Annotated in this window: 21 protein-coding genes; 7 read left to right on the forward strand and 14 right to left on the reverse strand. The window is 54.9% G+C overall.

The genetic code is table 11. The annotated features are described in order from the left end of the window. Window positions 1-4 precede the first annotated feature (4 nt). Genes HV213_RS24425 through HV213_RS24435 form a run of 3 tightly spaced genes read left to right on the forward strand, consistent with a single transcriptional unit; the run spans window position 5 to window position 2125 of the window. Window positions 5-499, forward strand: a complete 495-nt coding sequence (locus tag HV213_RS24425; protein WP_112215033.1) for a PTS sugar transporter subunit IIB — start codon at window positions 5-7, stop codon at window positions 497-499. 10 nt (window positions 500-509) lie between these two features. Next, the gene (locus HV213_RS24430) at window positions 510-1307 is read left to right on the forward strand and encodes a PTS mannose/fructose/sorbose/N-acetylgalactosamine transporter subunit IIC (protein ID WP_112215034.1); all 798 of its coding nucleotides are present in this window, start codon (window positions 510-512) and stop codon (window positions 1305-1307) included. Next, window positions 1307-2125, forward strand: a complete 819-nt coding sequence (locus HV213_RS24435) for a PTS system mannose/fructose/sorbose family transporter subunit IID (RefSeq protein ID WP_181483651.1) — start codon at window positions 1307-1309, stop codon at window positions 2123-2125. The genes HV213_RS24430 and HV213_RS24435 overlap by 1 nt, the downstream gene beginning before the upstream one ends. A gap of 42 nt (window positions 2126-2167) precedes the next feature. Here the strand turns inward: HV213_RS24435 and HV213_RS24440 are convergent, their stop codons facing one another. The 3 genes from HV213_RS24440 to HV213_RS24450 form a co-directional block, all read right to left on the reverse strand. Continuing rightward, window positions 2168-2950: a glucose-6-phosphate isomerase family protein gene (locus HV213_RS24440; RefSeq protein ID WP_181483652.1), complete on the reverse strand. Its 783-nt coding sequence runs from the start codon at window positions 2948-2950 to the stop codon at window positions 2168-2170. Next, on the reverse strand, window positions 2943-3506 hold the full coding sequence (locus HV213_RS24445; protein ID WP_181483653.1) for a glucose-6-phosphate isomerase family protein: 564 nt from the start codon (window positions 3504-3506) through the stop codon (window positions 2943-2945). Before HV213_RS24445 ends, HV213_RS24440 begins: the two co-directional genes overlap by 8 nt. 125 nt (window positions 3507-3631) lie before the next feature. Continuing rightward, entirely contained in the window at window positions 3632-4261 is a 630-nt protein-coding gene (locus tag HV213_RS24450) for an alanyl-tRNA editing protein (protein WP_181483654.1), read from the reverse strand. Between the two features lie 92 nt (window positions 4262-4353). Between HV213_RS24450 and HV213_RS24455 the strand changes: the two genes are divergently transcribed. Then, window positions 4354-5298: a LysR family transcriptional regulator gene (locus tag HV213_RS24455; protein WP_181483655.1), complete on the forward strand. Its 945-nt coding sequence runs from the start codon at window positions 4354-4356 to the stop codon at window positions 5296-5298. Here HV213_RS24455 and HV213_RS24460 read toward each other — a convergent pair. The 7 genes from HV213_RS24460 to ribF all read right to left on the reverse strand — a co-directional run bounded on the left by HV213_RS24460 (window position 5231) and on the right by ribF (window position 12619). Next, window positions 5231-5593, reverse strand: a complete 363-nt coding sequence (locus HV213_RS24460) for a DUF805 domain-containing protein (RefSeq protein ID WP_181483656.1) — start codon at window positions 5591-5593, stop codon at window positions 5231-5233. The two genes, HV213_RS24455 and HV213_RS24460, sit on opposite strands and share 68 nt — an antisense overlap. Before the next feature lie 222 nt (window positions 5594-5815). Further along, window positions 5816-6730, reverse strand: a complete 915-nt coding sequence (gene rihC, locus HV213_RS24465; RefSeq protein WP_181483657.1) for a ribonucleoside hydrolase RihC — start codon at window positions 6728-6730, stop codon at window positions 5816-5818. Between the two features lie 65 nt (window positions 6731-6795). Continuing rightward, window positions 6796-7746 (reverse strand): 4-hydroxy-3-methylbut-2-enyl diphosphate reductase, encoded by a 951-nt coding sequence (ispH, locus tag HV213_RS24470; protein ID WP_181483658.1) that lies wholly within the window; start codon window positions 7744-7746, stop codon window positions 6796-6798. A 1-nt stretch (window position 7747) separates the two neighbouring features. Continuing rightward, window positions 7748-8197, reverse strand: coding sequence for an FKBP-type peptidyl-prolyl cis-trans isomerase (gene fkpB / locus HV213_RS24475; RefSeq protein ID WP_181483659.1), 450 nt, complete (start codon window positions 8195-8197; stop codon window positions 7748-7750). A 125-nt stretch (window positions 8198-8322) separates the two neighbouring features. After that, window positions 8323-8820: a signal peptidase II gene (gene lspA, locus HV213_RS24480; protein ID WP_181483660.1), complete on the reverse strand. Its 498-nt coding sequence runs from the start codon at window positions 8818-8820 to the stop codon at window positions 8323-8325. After that, entirely contained in the window at window positions 8820-11636 is a 2817-nt protein-coding gene (gene ileS / locus HV213_RS24485) for an isoleucine--tRNA ligase (RefSeq protein ID WP_181483661.1), read from the reverse strand. The genes lspA and ileS overlap by 1 nt, the downstream gene beginning before the upstream one ends. A gap of 44 nt (window positions 11637-11680) precedes the next feature. Beyond that, window positions 11681-12619, reverse strand: coding sequence for a bifunctional riboflavin kinase/FAD synthetase (ribF, locus tag HV213_RS24490; RefSeq protein WP_181483662.1), 939 nt, complete (start codon window positions 12617-12619; stop codon window positions 11681-11683). A gap of 330 nt (window positions 12620-12949) precedes the next feature. On the opposite strand from ribF, the gene rpsT reads away from it, so the two are divergent. The 3 genes from rpsT to HV213_RS24505 all read left to right on the forward strand — a co-directional run bounded on the left by rpsT (window position 12950) and on the right by HV213_RS24505 (window position 17107). Beyond that, window positions 12950-13213: a 30S ribosomal protein S20 gene (rpsT, locus tag HV213_RS24495; RefSeq protein WP_003018940.1), complete on the forward strand. Its 264-nt coding sequence runs from the start codon at window positions 12950-12952 to the stop codon at window positions 13211-13213. Between the two features lie 440 nt (window positions 13214-13653). Next, window positions 13654-15027 (forward strand): MFS transporter, encoded by a 1374-nt coding sequence (locus HV213_RS24500; protein WP_181483663.1) that lies wholly within the window; start codon window positions 13654-13656, stop codon window positions 15025-15027. A gap of 40 nt (window positions 15028-15067) precedes the next feature. After that, the gene (locus HV213_RS24505; RefSeq protein ID WP_181483664.1) at window positions 15068-17107 is read left to right on the forward strand and encodes a glycoside hydrolase family 31 protein; all 2040 of its coding nucleotides are present in this window, start codon (window positions 15068-15070) and stop codon (window positions 17105-17107) included. 49 nt (window positions 17108-17156) lie between these two features. On the opposite strand, the gene nhaR is transcribed toward HV213_RS24505, so the two are convergent. From nhaR to HV213_RS24525, 4 genes are all read right to left on the reverse strand, one after another. After that, window positions 17157-18056: a transcriptional activator NhaR gene (gene nhaR, locus HV213_RS24510; RefSeq protein WP_181483665.1), complete on the reverse strand. Its 900-nt coding sequence runs from the start codon at window positions 18054-18056 to the stop codon at window positions 17157-17159. A 52-nt stretch (window positions 18057-18108) separates the two neighbouring features. Continuing rightward, window positions 18109-19284, reverse strand: coding sequence for a Na+/H+ antiporter NhaA (nhaA, locus tag HV213_RS24515; protein WP_181483666.1), 1176 nt, complete (start codon window positions 19282-19284; stop codon window positions 18109-18111). Between the two features lie 201 nt (window positions 19285-19485). Continuing rightward, the gene (locus HV213_RS24520) at window positions 19486-19785 is read right to left on the reverse strand and encodes a hypothetical protein (RefSeq protein WP_181483667.1); all 300 of its coding nucleotides are present in this window, start codon (window positions 19783-19785) and stop codon (window positions 19486-19488) included. A gap of 62 nt (window positions 19786-19847) precedes the next feature. Further along, a complete protein-coding gene (locus HV213_RS24525; protein ID WP_181483668.1) occupies window positions 19848-20693 on the reverse strand; it encodes a DsbA family protein in 846 nt (281 codons plus the stop codon). Window positions 20694-20714 lie beyond the last annotated feature (21 nt).

A 20714-nucleotide genomic window follows, 5' to 3' on the forward strand; every position in this document is an offset into this window, starting at 1 on the left:
CGCTATGAGTATCTCATTTGTTCGTATTGATGACCGCGTTATCCATGGGCAGCTCGTGACACGTTGGGCCAAAGAGCTGCCCTGCGATGGGATTGTCGCTATTGACGACGCCGTCGCGGCCGACCCGCTGCTCTCATCGGTGATGAAAGGTGCCGTGCAGGACACCAAAGTCTGGCTGTTCGATACCGCAACGGCAATTGAAAAACTGCCCAAGGTGATCGCCAGCGAGAAGCGCTATTTTGTTATCGGTAAATCCCCGCTCACTCTGCAACGCATTGAGCAAGCGGGGATCAGCCTGAAAAACGCCAACGGCAAAATCAACGTTGGCCCGATGAGCGCCCGGGCTGACACCACGACCATCGGCCCGAATCAGTCGGTCAACGCGGACGAGATCGCCGCCTTTGACTGGTTGGTGCAGCACGGGCATCACGTGGAATTCCGCCTGGTCCCGGATGCCAGCTGCTACAGCTGGCAGGACGCCCGACAGAAGCTGAAATAAGGAGCGAACGATGATTATCGAAGCTACGCTAATTGGCATTCTCTGCTACCTGGGCGCGCTGAGCAGTCCCTGGCTTTTCGGGCTGACCGGCGGCTGGTACCTGATTACCCGACCGCTGGTTTCCGGAATGCTGGTCGGGCTGATTCTCGGCGATCTGAAAACCGGGATCATGATAGGCGTTGCGGTACAGGCGGTGTATATCGCGATGGTGACGCCGGGCGGTTCAATGCCTGCGGATCTCAACTTTGTCGCTTATCCGGCCATCGCGCTGGGTATTTTATCGGGCAAAGGCCCGGAAGTGGCGGTGGCGCTGGCGGCGACAATTGGTATCGCCGGAACCATTTTATTCAACGCGATGATGGTACTGAACTCCTTCTGGAACCACCGGGCCGACGTGGCGCTGGACAGAGGCGATGAGCGCGGGCTGTATCTGAACAGCGCGATCTGGCCGCAGGTGACGAATTTCATTTTGCGTTTCGTACCCACGTTTATCGCGGTCTATTTCGGCGCGCAGTACATCAGCGGTTTTATGGATAGTCTGCCGAAAATCGTGCTGTCGACGATGAACGTGCTGGGCGGCATCCTGCCCGCCGTCGGGATCGCGATCCTTCTTAAGCAGATCATTAAAAACTACACCATGCTGATCTACTTTCTGGTCGGTTTCGTCTGCATCGTTTTTTTAAAGCTCAACATGGTCGCGCTGGTGATCGTCGGTTCGCTGCTGGCGCTTATCCATTACAACTATAAACCGGAACCGCCGCAGGCTGCGGGCGCGAGACCGGTGGTCGATGATGAGGATGAATTCTGATGGAAGAGCGTACTCTTACCCGTAAAGATCTGCGCCGCTGCTGGCGGGCGTGGATGATGCATAACCTGTCGTCAATGAGCTTTGAGCGCCTTGAGTCCTTCGGATTTTGCCTGAGCATGCTGCCGGTGGCGAAAAAGCTCTACCCGGATGCCGCCCAGCGTACCGAGATGCTGCGCCGTCACGCCTCGTTCTATAATACAGAACCGCAGATCGGCGCGATCGTTAACGGGATGGCGCTGGGGCTGGAGGAGAAAAAGGCCAACGGCGAGCCGATCGACGGCGAAACGATCAACACCCTGAAAGTGGGTCTGATGGGACCGATTGCCGGGATCGGCGATTCGATGATCCCCGGAATGCTGATCCCTATTCTGCTCAGCATCGGGATGGCGCTGGCGGCGGGCGGCAATATTCTTGGGCCGCTGTTTTATACCGTCGCCTGGCTGGCGATTATCCTGCCCGGCTCGTGGTTCCTGTTTCTCAAAGGCTACAAAATGGGCTCCGGCTCGGTGGAGATGCTGGTCAGCAGCAAATCAGCCCGCCTGCGCGAAGCCCTATCGCTATTAGGCGTTTTTGTGATGGGCGGCGTGGCGGCCAGCTACGTTAAGCTGGGCACCGGGCTGGAGTTCATCACCCAGGATGGCGTCAATATCCACGTTCAGCAGATGCTCGACGGCATCTTCCCGCAGCTGCTGCCGCTGGTGGTGGTGTTAGGGACCTGGTATTTGATGGCGAAGCGCGGCGTTTCACCGGTGAAAGCGATGGTACTGCTGCTGGTGCTGGCAGCGCTTGGCGTCGCCAGCGGCCTGTTTGCCGGTTAATTTTTGCGGATGTGACACACCGGGGCGTTCAGCCCCGGTTTTTTACGGATGGAAGTTTCGCCACAGCTCCGCCGTTTTATCCGGGCGGGAGATAAACTGAAAGCGTGCCGGATCGTCAATAAACTGCTGATAAATCGGGGCGGAGGTTATACCAAACTCGGTGTACTCCCGAGGGGTGACCGCCTGTAAACGTCCCGGAACGTAGCGCGGATTGTGCTGCCAGACCACATGCTTATCCTGCAATAGCGGATACCACGCCAGCCCCTTATGCGCCCGTACAGCCTCATATTCAAAACCATATTCACGGTCGCACCAGGCACCAAAGGTGAGCGGCACCTCCGGGTTAGCCGATATTGTGGCGTGCCCCCATCCCGGCGGGACCAGCACTTTTTCGCCCGGCCCGGCAATCACCGCAAAGCAGCGGCCCGGGTCGTCCTCAACGTACTCCTGCATATAGATAATCGCGCTGCCCTGCCAGATTTCATACAGCTCCGGCGGCGACCAACCGCTGTGCTGGCTAATACGATGAACATGCCCCTGGCTGCGAATCGGCTCTTCACCCAAACGTCCGGCGGTATAGGTCACCACGCCAAACAGCAGCATGCGCTTTTGCAGCGTTTCGCGATCCTGCATCCTCGCCACATCCATGGCGATGGCATAGACCTCTTGCGGGCCGTCGCAATGCGGGTCGCGCAGCGAAGCGCGAATCTGATCGAGGCGGCGGATCTCCGGCATCGGCCCGGTCACATCTTCACCATAGCTAAAACCCAGCGGCTGATGATGAATCGCCATATCCAGGCCGTAACGGCGGGCTGAGTCAGCCATTCTGCACCTCCTTTGCCTGAACGGTCTGATTTTCCTCAATCACCCGCAGCGCAAAGCCGTCTGCCAGCGCCGCGTAATCATGCCCGGCGACGGCAGGCCAAACCGCCAGCGCGGAAAGCACATCGTCGCCGGTATTGATCAGCCGATGAGCGGTAAAACCAGCAATGATATGGACTGAACCGGCAAAGACCTTCTCCAGTCGCGCCTCGCCCAGTTCATTTTGCAATAACAGCAAGCCGCTCCCGCGCAGGCCGAAATAGACTTCGCCCTGCTCACGACGGTGATGGAAATGGCCGCGGGTCATAAAAAACTCATGGCCGACTTTGCCGGGATAAAGGTGGGTTACGCCGGTGTAGAGTTCGCCCTCGGCGGGTGAAGTGGTCAGCATTTCAACAACATAAACGGGGAGATCGCCAGGCATTGCCTGCCGGGCCTGTTCATCAACAAAAACCCCAGTAAGATCTTCGATTCGCGTTGATTTACGTAATAACGGGCCGTCGGATAATGCTCCGCTGGCCCATGCCACCTGCGGCGGCTGGATAAAAACAGGATTCATATGTGTCTCCGGCCCGAGGAGAACAGCACAGTCAGAATAGCAGATTAATCGATTAACCTTCGATTAAGGTGGCGGCTTTGTCGGCGAAATCACACAAACAGATTGCAGCCACGCGCCCTCCTGTTTCACTCCAGCGTGTAGCTCACGATCATCTGGCCCTTTTTCATCTTCACCTGGGTCACGATCACTTTTCCCAGTTCAGAAAGCGTGGCAACGTGGGTACCGCCGCAGGGATAGCTCAGCATATCACCGAAGCCGACCTTGCGCAGGCCATCGGTAAAAGAGACCTGACGCGGTAAATTCTCTGCCTGCCAGGTTTCGACTTTTTCCAGCATCATGCTGGCCTCGGGCAGCACGGCATTAGCACCCGCAGCAAAGGTAATGCGCCCTTCTCCCGGCCAGTGATGAGCTTTAATCGGCTGCCAGCCGAACGACTCACCGGCCTGACCCAGCAAGTGCCCGGCAGAGTGCAGACGCGCGTGTATCTGCCTCGCCTCAATATCGATGCGGATTGCCACCTCATCGAGCGCCAGCGGCTGCGAAACAATATGCGCAATGCTATCGCCGCGCACGATAACGCTTTCAACCGCAACATCAGCAATCCAGCCGCGATCTGCTGGTTGCCCGCCGCCCTGCGGATGAAACAGGGTGCGGTCCAGTTCAATGGCGTAGCGCCCATCGGCTTCGCTCAGGCAATTCACCACTCGCGCACGACATTCGGCGGCATCGCTGGTGTAATAAAGACGTTCAGTCATGGTTGTTCTCCTCTCTGTCAGCACAGTATATTGACATTACCGACAGCGATAATCCCATCAGACATCAATGCAATTTTGCTCTGGAAGCACAAATGAATCTGAACTTACTTCCCGACCTCGCCCTGTTTGTGCAGATTGTCGAACAGGGCAGCTTTTCCGCCGTCGCCCGTCAGGCAGGCGCCACGCCGTCCGCCATCAGCCGCAGCGTCTCGCGGCTGGAACAGGAGATGGGCTGTAAGCTGCTGCACCGTACCACGCGAAAGCTGCGCCTCAGTGATGCCGGTAAGACGGTTTACGACCATGCGCTGGAGATGCTGGAGGCGGCCCGTCAGGCCATGGACTCCGCCAGCAGTGCTCAGGCGGTAGCGCAAGGCAAGCTGACGTTAAGCGTGCCGAAAGCGGTGGGACGGTTTGTGATTCATCCACTGATGATGGAGTTTTTTGACCGCTATCCGCAGGTCGATGTTTGCCTGCGTCTCGAAGACCGGGTGCTCGATTTTATTGATGATGGTATCGACCTGGCGCTGCGTATTACCCATACGCCCTCCCCGGGTCTGCACGGCAAGCCGCTGATGCCAATCGGCCATGTTATCTGCGCGACGCCTGGCTACCTGGAACAACATGGACATCCGCAAACGCCGCAGGATCTGCGCGATCATAGTTGTATCAGTCTTGGCGAAACGCCCGCCGATGCTCGCTGGAAGTTCCGCCGTGATGGCAAAATGGAGACCATCCAGACTCACGGTCGCTATGCTGCCAACCATACCGCCGTGCGCCTCGATGCCGTGAAGCAAAATCTGGGGATCGGCAGCCTGCCGCTGTTTACCGCCCGCGAAGCACTGGAGCGCGGCGAGATTGTGCAGGTTCTGCCGGAGTGGGAGTTTATCAGTCGCTATTCCGGCCAGCTTTGGCTGCTGTGGTCGGGCAATAAGCATATGCCCGCCAGAATGCGGGCGATGATTGATTATCTCAGCGAGAAGATGAAACCGGCTTCAGGCAACATAGCCATAGCGCGACGAGCAAAAACCACGGAATAATCAGGCACAGGGCGAACCACCAGCCCGAGCGTCCGATATCGTGCATTCGCCGACAGCCGACGGCCAGCAGAGGGATAATCATAGGTAGCAATAAAATAGCACTGAGCGGCAGGGCGTAAAAAATAAATACCCCGTACTGATAGTTATGCTGCATTGCCAAAAACCAGGCTGCCAGCGGCAGCGCCAGAATCAGCAGGTTGGTGATAAAAAAAGACCAAAACTCCTGCCTGCTGGCGACGCCGCTAAAATTGAAGCCCTTTTTCCAGCCGTTAAGATACGCTTGTCCGTAAGTCATGATGTCCATTTCCCTGATGTGAGACTGATAGCAAACCTGTATTGAACAGTGTGCCCGCATTTCTGCCGGGTGGCGGCTAACGCCTTACCCAGCCTACAAAACCAGCAATATCAAAAAATTATGCAATTTCGCAGGCCTGTGCAAGCGAAACGCAGCCAGGCAATTCCTGAAGAGCGCACTTTGTTAGTAGTTTGACATCTCCCTGATGTTTATTTTTTTCTGTTAAGGTGCCAGCGCAATAACCTCTGCCGCCCAGCGCTGGAATCCTTCGACATCCAACCCCAGCGCCACCTGCGCGTTTGCTGGTTGGCCCAGCTTGCCTTCAATATCGACCACCGTGGTGCCGGAGGTCCATGTCCCCTGGGTTTCCACCGTCACAAAACACGGCTCGAGGGTAAAGAGCTGCGGGCGAACCAGCCACGCAATCGCGCACAGGTCGTGCATGCGCAGGCCGCTGCTCATGCTACCGCTGCGATAGTGGCTAAACAGCGCATGCAGCATTTTCCCGGTCTGATTAAGCGTCGGTAACGTTGCAAGGTAATCCGGGGACAGCATCGCCTGATTGGTGACGTCCAGTCCGCACATCACGATCTCCAGCCCGCTGTTGAATACTTTGGCTGCCGCTTCCGGGTCGATGGCGATGTTAAATTCCGCATTCGGCGTAAAGTTACCGCGCCCGGCGGAGCCGCCCATGATCACCAGACGGCGGATATTAAAGCGGCATTCGGGGAATTGGGTCAGCAGTAGCGCGATATTGGTTAACGGGCCAATCGCTACCAGGGTCATCGGCTCCGGCGCGTGCATTAACGCATCACGGATGGCCTGAAATGCCGGTTTTGCCAGCGGCTGGCGGTTATGTTCAACGAAATCGTAGCCTTCCATCCCGGATTCGCCGTGCACGGAGGCGGCGTCGCGCAGCGGGCGAACCAGCGGCATCGATGCGCCCTGTGCCAGCGGGACATCGGCGTTCCAGAAGTGCAGCAGTTGCAGAGCGTTGCGGGTGGTTTTCTCTACCGACACATTGCCCGCCACCGTGGTCATCAGCTGCAGATCCAGCTCGGGTGCGAACAGCGCCGCGGCAATCGCCGCCGCATCATCAATGCCGGGATCGGTATCCAGAATGATCGGTAAGCGCATAGTTTCTCCATAAAAAATGCCAGACGTTAAGTCTGGCATCTTCTCATACTGTGGCGGGAAAGAACTTACTCTACTTCACGGACATCTACGCGCAGCTCTTTCGGCACTTCGAAAACAATATTCTCTTCGCGGCCTTCCAGCGGCACCGCTTCGCCACCGCCCAGTTCCTGCAAGCGGGAAATGACGTTCTGCACCAGAATATCCGGCGCCGATGCGCCTGCAGTCACACCTACGCATTGCACTTCTTTTACCCATGCTTCCTGGATATCGGACGCGTCGTCAATCAGATACGCTGCTTTCCCCATCCGTTGGGCCAGTTCGGCCAGGCGGTTGGAGTTGGAGGAGTTTTTCGACCCTACTACCAGCACGACATCAGCCTGCCCGGCCAGCGCACGAACCGCTTCCTGACGGTTGGTGGTGGCGTAGCAAATGTCGTCTTTACGCGGCCCAACGATTTTTGGGAAACGTTCGCGCAGGGCATCAATCACGTCAGAGGTATCGTCGACGGAGAGGGTTGTCTGGGTCATAAACGACAGTTTAGCGTCATTTTTCACATCCAGCGTCAAGACATCATCCGGTGACTCCACCAGGTACATTCCCCCTTGCGGGTTGCTGTACTGGCCCATAGTGCCTTCGACTTCCGGGTGACCGGCGTGACCAATCAGAATCGACTCTTCACCACGACGGCTGGCGCGGGCGACTTCCATATGGACTTTAGTGACCAGCGGGCAGGTCGCGTCAAAGACAGTCAGATCGCGGCTTTTCGCCTCATTGCGCACCGCCTGAGAAACACCATGAGCGGAGAAAATCAGGATCGCGCCATCCGGCACTTCGCTAATCTGCTCGATAAAAATCGCGCCGCGTTGACGCAGGCTATCGACAACATAGCGGTTGTGCACGACTTCATGACGCACGTAGATCGGCGCGCCGTAGAGCGTCAGCGCGTTTTCAACAATGCTGATAGCGCGGTCAACGCCTGCGCAAAAGCCGCGCGGGTTAGCCAACAGAATCTGCATTTTACCCCTCCAGCGCCGGATCGATCTCCAGCACTTCAACATCAAAATGAACGGTACGCCCGGCCAGCGGATGGTTGAAATCAACGGTGATCGAATCGCCGTTCACTTCGCGGATCACACCAGGCATTTCGCTGCCATCCATTGCGGTAAAGAGCATAATCGCGCCGATTTCAGGCTCGCCCGCATCGATAAATTCCCGGCGCGAGAAGTACTGGATCAGATCCGGACTCGGCACGCCAAACGCGGCATCTGGCTCCAGTGAAAATGTGGTTTTATCCCCTTCTTTCAGCCCCAGCAGATGCTGCTCAAGACCTTCAGAAAGCGAGGTATCGCCCAAGCGGAAGAGCGCGGGTTTACCGTTATTGCGGGTTGACTCTGCGGTGGAGCCATCATCGAGCTTTAGGGTGAAATGCACCAGCACCGCACTGTTGCTCTGTATTGATTTAGACATGCAGGTTTGCTCTTTTACATTGCCGCCGCTTGTTTGCCCGGTGGCGCTGCGCTTACCGGGCCGACAAAGGCCGATGTATACTGTAGGCCGGATAAGACGCTTTAGCGTCGCCATCCGGCAATTTTTTATGATGTTTTTTTATTACTGGAAGGCAAGAAACCTTCCAGCACAATCAGCGCCGCACCGACACAAATCGCGGTATCAGCAAGATTGAAGGTGGCGAAATGCCAGTCCCCGACGTAGAAATCAATCATATCGACGACAAAACCATGCCACAGCCGGTCGAATAAATTACCCAATGCGCCGCCAATAATCAGCGCATAGGCAATGTTATTCAGCTTTTGCGTCGCCTTCGAGCGATACATCAGCACCGCGAGGATCACGCAGATACCAATAGCGATACCCGCGAAGAACCAGCGCTGCCAGCCGCCGCTGTCGGCGAGGAAGCTAAAAGCCGCGCCGTAGTTACGCGCATAATGCAGATTAAGCGACGGAAACAGCGACACCGTATCCCCCAGAGCAAAGTTCTGGAGGATCAGGTATTTGCTGCCTAAATCGATAATCAGCACGACTACCACCAGCCATAGCCAGCGTAGCCCTGTTGAACCAATCGGTTTACTCATCAGGCAAATTTACGTTTTTCGCCGTCACCGGCAATGTTGCTAACACAGCGTCCGCAGATTTCCGCATGTTCCGCCACCTTGCCGACATCCGTGGTGTAGTGCCAGCAGCGCGGGCACTTATCACCTTCAGCTTTGCTCAGCACAACTTTCAGTCCTTTCAGCAACTCGCTCTGCCATGCGTCGGCCGGAGCCTGCGCATAATCGGCAACTTTCGCCCCGGAGGTCAACAGGACAAATCGCAATTCATCGTCCAGCGCATTCAGCTTCGCCGCGAGGTCAGCATCGGCATACAGCGTGACCGCGGCTTCCAGAGAACCACCCACTTGCTTATCCGCACGCGCCTGCTCGATAACCTTGTTGACTTCGCCGCGCACTTTCAGCAGCTCGTCCCAGAAACCGTCATTCATCGCTTCGTCATCGGCCAGGCCGAACAGGCCTTCATACCACTCACCAGTAAAGACGTATTTCTCGCGGTCACCCGGCAGGTAACCCCAGATTTCGTCGGCAGTGAAGGACATGATCGGCGCCATCCAGCGCACCAGCGCCTCGGCAATATGGTACAGCGCGGTCTGGCAGCTACGACGTGCGACGCTGTCCGCCTTGGTGGTGTACTGGCGATCTTTGATGATATCGAGCCAGAACGAGCCCATTTCGATGGAACAGAAACGCATCAGGCGCTGCACCACTTCGTGGAAATCGTAAGACTCATAGGCTTTCAGGATATCTTCCTGCGCCGCTTGCGCGCAGCCTACAGCCCAACGATCCAGCACCACCATATCTTCCGGTTTCACCATGTCTTTTACCGGATCGAAACCGTTGAGGTTCGCCAGCAGGAAGCGCGCGGTGTTACGGATACGACGATAGCTGTCGGCGGCGCGTTTGAGGATCTCGTCGGAGACCGCCATCTCGCCGGTGTAGTCGGTGGAAGCCACCCACAGACGCAGAATATCCGCGCCCAGCTTGTTCATCACGTCCTGCGGAGAGACGGTGTTACCGATGGATTTGGACATCTTGCGACCCTGTCCATCAACGGTAAAGCCGTGGGTCAATACCTGACGATACGGCGCTTTGCCCTTCATCGCGGTAGAAATCATCAGCGAGGACATAAACCAGCCGCGGTGCTGGTCAGAACCTTCCAGATACATGTCGGCGGCGTGGCCAGAGAACTCCGGACGCACGTCAACGACAGAAGAGTGAGTTGAACCGGAGTCGAACCACACGTCGAGGGTATCCGGCACTTTCTCGTAGCTATCAGCATCAGCGCCCAGGATGTCGCGGGAATCAAGATCCCACCACGCCTGGATACCGTCAACCTCCACGCGCTTAGCGACTTCTTCCATCAGTTCCAGCGTGCGCGGATGCAGCTCTTGCGTCTCTTTATGCACGAACAGAGACATCGGTACGCCCCAGGTGCGCTGACGGGAGATACACCAGTCAGGGCGGTTGGCAACCATCGATTCGATACGCGCCTGGCCCCAATCCGGGATCCACTGCACGCCTTTGATCTCTTTAAGCGACTGCGCGCGCAGGCCTTTCTGATCCATGCTCACGAACCACTGCGGGGTGGCGCGGAAGATGATCGGCGACTTATGACGCCAGCAGCACGGGTAGCTGTGCTGCATTTTTTCAACGTGCAGCAGCGCACCTTTTTCCGCCAGCAAGGCAACAACGAGGTCGTTGGCTTTAAAGACGTTAACCCCGTCCAGCGTCGGGTAAGTACCCGGCAGGTAAGCGCCGTCCGGACCGACCGGGTTAGCTACTTCCAGACCATATTTTTGACCGATAACATAGTCATCAGGGCCATGGCCTGGTGCGGTATGTACCGCACCAGTACCCGCGTCCAGGGTGACGTGATCGCCAAGGATCGCCGGGACATCGAAATCAAGGAACGGGTGCTTAAAGCGCATCAGCTCCAGTTCGGCACCGTTCACCACCGCGAGGATAGTGTAATCAGCGATGCCAGCACGTTGCATTACGCTATCGACCAGGTCTTTGGCAAGGATCAGCGCCTGACCGTCAACCTGCACCAGCGCATAGTCAAATTCCGGCGACAGGGAGATCGCGCGGTTAGCTGGCAGGGTCCACGGAGTGGTAGTCCAAATAACCAGAGAGACCGGGCCGTTAACGTCGGCTACGCCAAATTTCGCCAGCACCGCCGCTTTATCCGTCGCGTGGAACGCCACGTCGATGGACGGGGAGGTTTTGTCGTAATACTCAACTTCCGCTTCCGCCAGCGCAGAACGGCAGTCTACGCACCAGTGCACTGGCTTCGCGCCTTTGTGCAGGTGACCGTTGCCGATGATTTTACCCAGCGCGCGGATGATATTGGCTTCAGTTTTGAAGTCCATGGTCAGGTACGGGTGCGACCAGTCGCCGAGCACGCCCAGACGGATAAAGTCTTCACGCTGGCCGTCAATCTGCAACGCTGCGTATTCGCGGCACTTAGCGCGGAATTCGGCGGCGGTGAATTTCTCGCCCGGCTTGCCGTATTCCTGCTCCACTTTCAGCTCAATCGGCAGACCGTGGCAGTCCCAACCCGGAACGTACGGAGAGTCATAGCCCGTCAGCCCTTTGGACTTAACGATAATGTCTTTCAGAATCTTGTTAACCGAGTGACCAATATGAATGCTGCCATTCGCATAAGGAGGGCCATCATGCAGAATGAAGGTTTTTTTGCCTTTTTTGGCTGCACGAATGATGCCGTACAGGTCATCATCGGTCCAACGCGCCAGCATTCCCGGTTCACGCTTGGCGAGGTCGCCGCGCATCGGGAACCCTGTTTCCGGCAAATTCAGGGTCGATTTATAGTCACTCATCAGATTCTCGGTTCCGTATTTCGGTTTGATAAACACCGTCAGGGTTATGCCTGCCCGGTTAGCCCAAAGAAGTCGCGGGCCGTTAACTCATCACGTGCGATTTGCGCTTTCAGTTCATCGAGCGACGCAAATCGCTGCTCGTTACGTATTTTTTTACGCAGTATTACATCTATATGGCGACCGTAGAGGTCCATTACAACATCCAACAGATGTACTTCCAGTTGCTGACGCACGCCGGATACCGTTGGACGAGTGCCAATGTTGGCAACGCCTACAAGAGGTTTGTCGCCAAGCCCTGTCACTTCAACCGCATAGACCCCTTTTACCGGGGAAACCTGACGACGCAGCGGTAAATTCGCCGTCGGGAAACCTATCGTGCGCCCCAGTTCATCGCCGTGGACAACGCGCCCGGAGATGGTAAACGGATGCCCCAGCAGGGTTTCCGCCAGCACCAGATCGTCATCCGCCAGCGCCTGGCGCACCGCCGTGCTGCTAATGCGCAAACCGCCTTCACAGAAGGTTTGGGTGCTGGTGATGTCAAAGCCGTATTCCACACCGGCCTTTTGTAATAACAAGAAATCCCCCTGGCGACCAGCGCCAAAGCGGAAATCATCGCCAACGGCAAGGAACTGCACACCTAAACGGCGGACCAGCAGTTCACTAATAAAATCCTGGGCGGTCAGTGCCGCAAAGCGCCGATCAAAACGCACGCATAGCACGTAGTCGACGCCGCTTTCAGCCAGATAGTTCAGTTTTTCACGCAGACGCGTTAAACGCGCCGGCGCTTTATCGGCAGCAAAAAGCTCAAGCGGCTGTGGCTCAAAAATCATCACCACCACCGGTAAACCGCGCTGGCGACCTTCTGCGCGCAAACGCTGCAATAATGCCTGGTGCCCGCGATGCACGCCGTCAAAATTTCCAATGGTCAGCACGCACCCGTGCGGGGCCTGACTGAGATTATGTATGCCGCGTATCAGCTTCATGTCTGGCTCAAAACAGTGAAAATCGTCCGAGTATACCTTGTACAACTGGCGACGTTAACCAGCGATTGCACCTCTTCACCGAAAGATCCCGGTAATTCATCAACTCAGCGTAGCAATGCAGGAAAAACTACCCGGCCCCGTCGATTTTTATGGTTGAAAGGCTGTATTCGCTAGCAACAAGCTGGTAGAATCTTGCGCCATCACTACGTAATGAAGCGTTGTTGTTTTAAGCGACGCTTATTTGCACAAATCCATTGACAAAAGAAGGCTAAACGGGCATTCTCCTCGGCCTTTGAATTGTCCATATAGAACACATTTGGGAGTTGGACCTTGGCTAATATCAAATCAGCTAAGAAGCGCGCCGTTCAGTCTGAAAAGGCCCGCAAGCACAACGCTAGCCGTCGCTCTATGATGCGTACTTTCATCAAGAAAGTATACGCAGCCATCGAAGCTGGCGACAAAGCTACTGCACTGAAAGCATTTAACGAAATGCAACCAATCGTGGACCGTCAGGCTGCTAAAGGTCTGATCCACAAAAACAAAGCTGCGCGTCATAAAGCAAACCTGACCGCTCAGATCAACAAACTGGCTTAATCGCCTGCTTGTTGTCGCTTTGTGAAAAAACCCGCGAAAGCGGGTTTTTTTATGCCTGTCGGTTGTCGACTTCGCTCATCTATCGCCATCGCCCCGCTTCTTTCGCCATACCAACCAGCACCCTCGCCAGGATCTCCAATAGCGCATATGAAAGATATTTTCTTTCATTGTAAAAATGATTTGATTTCATTTCTGATGAAAATGTGACCAGCATGGCAAATAGCAGAATAACTCATAGAAAAACGAATAAACGCAATCCTGATGTAAGATTTGATAATTGATCGCACCGCTGTGGTTAACTATTTTTTATGCACAATTTAATGACTCCATTTAACCCTAAGGTCACTATTCATAAAGATTAAAAAATAAAAAACACCCTACTGCTTAGAAAATAAAAGCTGTTTTTCTGGGCGTATCGTTCCAATACAGGAGTTATCACCATGAGTTCTGTTATTGAGGATACCCAGACTTCCGGGTCAACATCATTATCTTTGCTACAGCGCATCAGCTACGGTTCTTTAGATGTCGCTGGCAACCTGCTGTACTGTTTCGGTTCAACGTATATATTATATTTCTACACCGACGTTGCTGGTATTAGCCTTGCTGTAGCAGGCGTGATCCTTCTTCTGGCGCGTATTGTAGACGGTATCGACGCCCCTATCTGGGGGATTATCATCGATAAAACACGCTCTCGCTACGGAAAATGTCGCCCCTGGTTTCTGTGGCTACCGCTGCCATTTGGTGTATTTAGCGCGCTGTCTTTTTGGTCTCCCGATATCAGCATGACCGGAAAAGCCATATATGCAGCAATATCCTACATGATTGCCAGTATTTTATTTACCGGACTCAATACGCCGCTCAGCGCAATATTACCGCTAATGACTTTATCTCCTAAAGAGCGCTTGGTATTAAACTCATGGAGAATGACCGGCGGACAAATTGGGGTCCTGTTAATGAACGCCACCGCGCTGCCGTTAGTGGCTTTTTTAGGTAAAGGTAATGACCATGCCGGGTTTATTTACACCGCGATTCTGTTCGCCATTATATCCTGTTCGCTAACCCTTTTTGCGTTTAAAAATATTCGCGAAATGGATGCGGATAAAATACAGAAAGAACCCAAACTGCCGATGAAAAAGAGCTTCGCGGCAATGAAAGGCAACTGGCCGTGGATACTGATGGTGCTGGCAAATCTGATCTTCTGGATAGCCCTTCAGCAACGTTCAACGACCATCGTCTATTATCTGACCTACAACCTCGATCGCAAAGATCTGGTGCCGCTGATTAACAGTCTGGCCACTATTCAGATCCTGTTTATCATCGCCATCCCTTTCTTCAGCAAATATATCGCCAAGACCTGGATTTGGATTAGCGGCCTGCTGGTCGCCACGCTGGGTGGCGTGATGATGTGGCTGGCTGCAGATAACATAACCTTACTGATCGCCGCTTGGGTTATCGGCAATATCGGCAGCGGCATCGCCTGCTCGATGCCCTTTGCCATGCTGGGATTCGCCGTCGACTTCGGCGCCTGGAAAACGGGCATTAAGGCAACCGGTATTCTTATCGCCTTCGGCAGCACCTTCTGCATCAAAATGGGCAGCGGCATTGGTACCGCCTTCGCCGCCTGGATAATGAACAGCTTTGGCTACGTCCCCAACCACGCCCAAAGCACAGCCGGGCTGGAGGGGATAACCTGGGCCTTCATCTGGGCACCCGCCCTGCTCTTCGCACTCGCCGCGATCCCGCTACTGTTCTTCCGCAAATACGAAGCCATGGAAGACAGGGTTCGCCACGATCTGGAAACAACCAACCACTAACGCTCTTTACCTTCACCATCTGAATATGGGAGGAACCACCATGCCATTTTTGCAACAAGACCCGCGCCGTCTGGTCTGGCAGCAAAACGATCGCTATCTATGGATAGAACCCTGGGGTGAGAACAGCCTGCGCGTACGCAGCGGCCGTCATCTACCGGTTATGCGAAATGAAGATTGGGCGCTGACGGAGCCGGTCGCTGAAAGCGCCTGCCACATCGTTTATGACCAAAAGCAGGCCACGCTGACCAACGGAAAGATTATCGCTATCGTCAATCAAAAGGGGCAAATAGCCTTTTATCGCCATCCGCATAAGTGCCTGTTGCAGGAGTTCTGGCGTCAGCGGGGGGAAATTGGCGAAGATGAATCCTCTCACGGCCAGTACGTCAGCGCCCTTAATCTTGAGGGCCGCGAGTTCCGCCCGATTCAGGGTGGGAAATATGCGGTCAAAGCCCGCTTCGAAGCCGCCGAAGGGGAAAAAATTTACGGCATGGGCCAATATCAGCAGGCGAATCTTGATCTCAAAGGATGCGTACTTGAGCTGGCCCAGCGCAACTCTCAGGCTTCGGTACCTTTTATGCTCTCCAGCCTGGGCTACGGATTTTTGTGGAACAACCCGGCTATCGGTCGGGCGACGTTTGCGCAAAACGTGACGGAATGGGAAGCACACGTCAGCGAACAGCTGGACTACTGGATCACCGCCGGAGATACCCCGGCAGAAATTAGCCAGGCTTATGCGCTCGCTACCGGCACGCCGCCGATGATGCCGGATTACGCCATGGGTTTCTGGCAGTGCAAACTACGCTATCGCACGCAGGAAGAGCTGCTCGCGGTCGCCCGCGAATATAAACAGCGAAACTTGCCCATCTCGGTGATCGTTATCGATTTCTTTCACTGGCCAAATCAGGGTGACTGGATGTTCGATCCGCGCGACTGGCCCGACCCCGACGCGATGATTGCCGAGCTGAAATCATTGGGTATCGAGCTGATGGTCTCCGTCTGGCCAACGGTTGATAGCCGTACCGAGAGCTATCGGGAGATGCGCGAAAACGGCTGGCTGGTACAAACGGAACGCGGATTGCCGATTAACATGGACTTTCTCGGCAATACTACCTTCTTTGATGCCACCCATCCCGGCGCCCGCGACTACGTTTGGGGCAAGGCAAAGCGCAATTATTACGACAAGGGCGTGAAGCTCTTCTGGTTAGATGAAGCCGAGCCGGAGTTTAGCGTCTACGACTACGATAACTATCGCTATCACGCCGGGCCGGTGCTGGAAGTCGGCAATATCTACCCGCGAATGTACGCCAAAACCTTCTTTGACGGCATGAAAGCGGATGGCGAAGATCAGGTCATCAATCTGCTGCGCTGCGCGTGGGCAGGCAGCCAACGCTACGGCGCGCTGGTTTGGTCAGGCGACATTCACTCTTCGTTTCGATCGCTGCGCAACCAGTTTGCCGCCGGCCTGAATATGGGGATCGCGGGCATTCCGTGGTGGACGACGGATATTGGCGGCTTTCATGGCGGGAATATTCACGACCCGCGCTTTCATGAACTGCTGATTCGTTGGTTCCAGTGGGGAGTCTTTAGCCCGGTGATGCGCCTGCACGGCAATCGCGATCCGCAGATTTTGCCGGATCAGCCTTATCGGGACGGGATTGCCCAGTGCCCAACCGGCGCGCCAAATGAAGTCTGGAGCTATGGCGAGGACGTGTGTGACGTGCTGACGGGCTGTCTGACCTTGCGAGAGAAGCTCAAGCCGTATATTAAAGCGCTGATGGCAGAAACCCATAAACGCAATACACCGGTCATGCGGACTCTGTTTTTTGAATTCCCCGATCAGGTAAAAAGCTGGGAAATTACCGACCAGTACTGTTTCGGCCCCGATCTGCTGGTTGCACCCGTTATGCATGAAGGCATGCGCGAGCGCGACGTCTGGCTGCCGGAAGGTGAGAAATGGACCGATCTTGCCAGTGGCGAGAGCTATCAGGGAGGGCAGACGCTACGCTACGGTACGCCGCTAAGCCGCATCCCGGTATTTATCCGCGAAGGCGGGCAATATCGTAGCTTGCTGGCGCTGTAGTTTACCCCGGCTGCGGCACTCATCACCGCAGCCGGAAATAGTGCGTGCTTTATGCCTGCGGTGGCGTGAAAAGCGCCGAATAATCTCGGTTACAGATACGCTGTACTGCCGGATGTTGAATCATCCTTTCCGCGAAGATAGCGTGATACTCTTCCATCACGTTGTCCATCCGTCCGATCTCAACTATCGATTTATCACTATAAAAGTCATGAACATATAGCGTTGGCGCAACGAAAATAGCGTTATGAGCCGCGCCGAAGGCTTTCATCAGCGCCGCATCATCAAACTCTCCCAGAATTTCTACCTTTAATCCCTGCGAGTTAAACCAGTTGAGCAGCTTACGCCCCAGCATCGAGCGGCGTCCGGGGATCAGTAATCGACGTTCTTCCAGGCAGGCCGGGAACGGCTTTTTCGGCGGCGGATTCATACACCAGAAGCTAACGCTACATTCGCCGATTTTCACCGAAAACAGCCCTTCCTGCTGAGTGGAGTCGATAGGGCAATCGGAGATGATCATGTCGAGTTTATGCTGGCTTAGCTGCTCAAGCAGCATTTCGTGGGTCGATTCAAAACAGCGTAAATGGATCTGTTCGTTGCCGACGACCGCGGCATCAAGGACGCCGCTAACCAGCCTTTTCGACAGCGCATCCGCGACGCCGACATCAAACAGCAGATTGGACTCTTTGCGATAGTTAACGATATCCAGCATTTCCTGGCTCAGCGTAAACATGCGGTCAGCATAGCGGAAGACCAGCTCCCCGAGTTCACTGGGCTCCAGCCCTCTTCCTTTACGTTTGAACAACTTCCCCTGCAGGCGTCCTTCCAGCGCTTTAATCTGCCCGGTGATGGTTTGCGGCGTCAGAAACAACGCCTCTGCCGCGCCGACGACAGAGCCTTCCTTGTAAACATGCCAGAAGTAGTACAGATGGTTGTAGTTGATATGCGACATGCTTCTCTCCCTGATAATGTCCAGGAGAGCCGTAACGGCTCTCCGTGAGTTGTTAAGCAGCGTAGCCCGACTCCGTTACGCGCTTACGCAGTATGATGTATCCCGTGACTGCCGATAATATCGATCCAATCAGGATGCCAAGCTTGGCCCAGTTGATCAATCCCGGGTCAACGGTACTGAAAGCCAGTGTGGCGATAAAGATCGACATGGTGAAGCCAATCCCGCACAGAATGCCGACCGCCATAACCTGCTTACAGGTTGTGCCTTCCGGCAGCGAGGCCCATTTCATCTTCAGCGCCAACCAGCAAAATGCACTGATCCCAAGCGGCTTACCAATAAACAGCCCGGCGATGATACCCAGCGGCAGCAGAGAGGTTAGCCCTTCAATCGTCACGCCCTGCAGCGAGACCCCCGCATTGGCAAAGGCGAACAGCGGCAGGATTAAGAATGCCACCCATGGATGCAGAACGTGCTCAAGCTGCTTCGCCGGAGATTTACCGTTCTGCTCTTTTAGCGGGATCATAAAGCCAACAATAACCCCGGCCAGCGTCGCATGAACGCCTGATTTTAATACCGCAGTCCAAAGCACCGCACCGACCAGAATGTAGATTCCGGTGCGCCGCACGCCGCTCAGATTTAACGCCGCCAGAACAACGATTGCCCCCGCAGCAACGATCAATGACAGCACTGAAAGATCGTTGGTATAGAACAGGGCAATAATAATAATCGCCCCAAGGTCATCAATGATGGCCAGCGCCATCAGGAAGATCTTCAGCGCGGCGGGAACCCGATTGCCCAACAGCGCCAGGACGCCCAACGCAAAAGCGATATCGGTCGCTGCCGGAATCGCCCATCCTTCTCTGGCAATCGGATCCTGGGCATTAAACGCCAGGTAGACTAATGCCGGAACTACCATGCCACCTAATGCCGCTACGACCGGGAATACGGCCTGACGACGGCTGGCTAACGCCCCCTGGTTCATCTCACGCTTAACTTCCAGTCCAATCAGCAGGAAAAAAACCGCCATCAGCGCGTCGTTAATCCACAACAGCATGTTTTTGTTGATCTCTAACGCGCCCACGCGCAGCTGAACCGGCGTTTCCAGAAAAGTGTGATAAAAACCACTGGTCACGCCAGTATTTGCCAATAACATCGCCAACACGGCGGCGAAGATTAAGATAATGCCCCCGGAAGCATCGCTACTAAAAAAACGCTGCAGATGTTTCACTTTTACTCTCACCTTGCTGGTCAACAATTCGATAAAAGTATAATACAGGCGGCAAAACATCGAAAAAATAAGTTTTAAATTGCCTTTATGATCGGTTTTTACGAATAAATGAATGTCGAGAATTTGCCTTATCAATGATATGGGCAAGCTTAAACCAATCCTAACAATCCAATGGCAAGCGGTACTGACGGGCAATTCCCGTCAATCATAAACCACCCGAAGTAATGTCAGTTGCTTATCCTCATCCAGATAGTTTTTCTCAATCGTGGCATGGGGGGAAGTCGTGGGGACAACGAGATTTTCCACCGTGATATGGCGCTCAACGCGATCCTCTCGGTGGCATAAAATATCGGAGGTTCCCGTTTCATTCCAGCAACCCGCAGTGATCACGCTACCAGAGAATCTGAGCTGTCCGCCGGAAGCGGCAAGCGCGCAGCCAATAAAAAAAAGCGGCATGATCACGGTCGGAACCACATAACGGACGAGAGGCGTTTTATCCATAATTCGGCACTCCTGTATTTGATCTCACCGGGGCGCGACCGCCCCGGTGCATAGCGCCGACCTTAGCCTTTTGCTTTCTGAATCGCCATTTGCAGGGCGTCCTGCGATGAACTTCCTGGCATCACCGAAACGCGGTTGGCCTCCGCCGTTTTTGACTGCGGCATCACCACGAACGCAGGCGTACCGGAGAAATTCATATGCTGAGCCAGCGCCTGATTTGTCAGCAGCGCATCATGTATCGCACCGCTATCCTGCGCCTGTTTAACCTCCGCAATCTTTTCCTTCGTCAGATAATGCTGCGCAAGGCCGTAGACATCTTGTTCCGCTAGCGCACCCTCGACTTTACCTGTGGCATATAACGCATTGTGCCAGTCGAGATATTTCGCACCACCATCAGTTAACCACACCTGCTCACCAACTCGTGCCGCCAGCCCGGAAACCGGCCAGCGCGAAGAGAAGATAGGGAACTCTTTGAAAATAAAGCGTGTATCCGGGTTGGCTTTGATCAGGTTCTCAACGACCGGCGCCATCTTGCTGCACCAGGAACACTGGTAATCAAAAAACATGACCACCGCTGATTTCGCATCAGCCGGGCCGACTGATGGGCTGGCGCTACTCAGCAATCCTGACTGGTACTGTAGCGCCAGCTGCGTATAGGCTTGCTGTTGGGCAATTTGCTGACGTTGATGCAGGGTTTCGCTGGCAGCAATCAAGAATTCAGGGTGGTTCGCCAGATACGTCGCCACCGCTTCGCCGACTTTATCCGGGTGGCTGGCGATATACGCTTCGGCCGCAGGGCCAATCTGCGATGCCGGGTCGCTGTCAGTTGCCAGCGCAGGTAATGAAATCGCGCCGCTCGCCAGCGCCAGGACCGCCAGTCGGGTCAGTTTTAAAGATGAAAAATGCATAGAATAAACTCTCATTCCAGG

Origin of the sequence: Klebsiella sp. RHBSTW-00484 (genome assembly GCF_013705725.1) — a bacterium.
GTDB lineage: Bacteria > Pseudomonadota > Gammaproteobacteria > Enterobacterales > Enterobacteriaceae > Klebsiella.

Excerpts from the sequence above, each read along its gene's own strand:
- ribF (WP_181483662.1), bottom strand. The coding sequence starts at position 12,619 with ATGAAGCTGATACGCGGCATACATAATCTCAGTCAGGCCCCGCACGGG.
- HV213_RS24455 (WP_181483655.1), top strand. The coding sequence starts at position 4,354 with ATGAATCTGAACTTACTTCCCGACCTCGCCCTGTTTGTGCAGATTGTC.
- HV213_RS24435 (WP_181483651.1), top strand. The coding sequence starts at position 1,307 with ATGGAAGAGCGTACTCTTACCCGTAAAGATCTGCGCCGCTGCTGGCGG.
- HV213_RS24445 (WP_181483653.1), bottom strand. The coding sequence starts at position 3,506 with ATGAATCCTGTTTTTATCCAGCCGCCGCAGGTGGCATGGGCCAGCGGA.
- HV213_RS24430 (WP_112215034.1), top strand. The coding sequence starts at position 510 with ATGATTATCGAAGCTACGCTAATTGGCATTCTCTGCTACCTGGGCGCG.
- HV213_RS24440 (WP_181483652.1), bottom strand. The coding sequence starts at position 2,950 with ATGGCTGACTCAGCCCGCCGTTACGGCCTGGATATGGCGATTCATCAT.
- HV213_RS24450 (WP_181483654.1), bottom strand. The coding sequence starts at position 4,261 with ATGACTGAACGTCTTTATTACACCAGCGATGCCGCCGAATGTCGTGCG.
- HV213_RS24460 (WP_181483656.1), bottom strand. The coding sequence starts at position 5,593 with ATGACTTACGGACAAGCGTATCTTAACGGCTGGAAAAAGGGCTTCAAT.
- nhaR (WP_181483665.1), bottom strand. The coding sequence starts at position 18,056 with ATGTCGCATATCAACTACAACCATCTGTACTACTTCTGGCATGTTTAC.
- ileS (WP_181483661.1), bottom strand. The coding sequence starts at position 11,636 with ATGAGTGACTATAAATCGACCCTGAATTTGCCGGAAACAGGGTTCCCG.
- HV213_RS24525 (WP_181483668.1), bottom strand. The coding sequence starts at position 20,693 with ATGCATTTTTCATCTTTAAAACTGACCCGACTGGCGGTCCTGGCGCTG.
- fkpB (WP_181483659.1), bottom strand. The coding sequence starts at position 8,197 with ATGTCTAAATCAATACAGAGCAACAGTGCGGTGCTGGTGCATTTCACC.
- HV213_RS24520 (WP_181483667.1), bottom strand. The coding sequence starts at position 19,785 with ATGGATAAAACGCCTCTCGTCCGTTATGTGGTTCCGACCGTGATCATG.
- HV213_RS24425 (WP_112215033.1), top strand. The coding sequence starts at position 5 with ATGAGTATCTCATTTGTTCGTATTGATGACCGCGTTATCCATGGGCAG.
- rihC (WP_181483657.1), bottom strand. The coding sequence starts at position 6,730 with ATGCGCTTACCGATCATTCTGGATACCGATCCCGGCATTGATGATGCG.
- ispH (WP_181483658.1), bottom strand. The coding sequence starts at position 7,746 with ATGCAGATTCTGTTGGCTAACCCGCGCGGCTTTTGCGCAGGCGTTGAC.
- HV213_RS24505 (WP_181483664.1), top strand. The coding sequence starts at position 15,068 with ATGCCATTTTTGCAACAAGACCCGCGCCGTCTGGTCTGGCAGCAAAAC.
- HV213_RS24500 (WP_181483663.1), top strand. The coding sequence starts at position 13,654 with ATGAGTTCTGTTATTGAGGATACCCAGACTTCCGGGTCAACATCATTA.
- lspA (WP_181483660.1), bottom strand. The coding sequence starts at position 8,820 with ATGAGTAAACCGATTGGTTCAACAGGGCTACGCTGGCTATGGCTGGTG.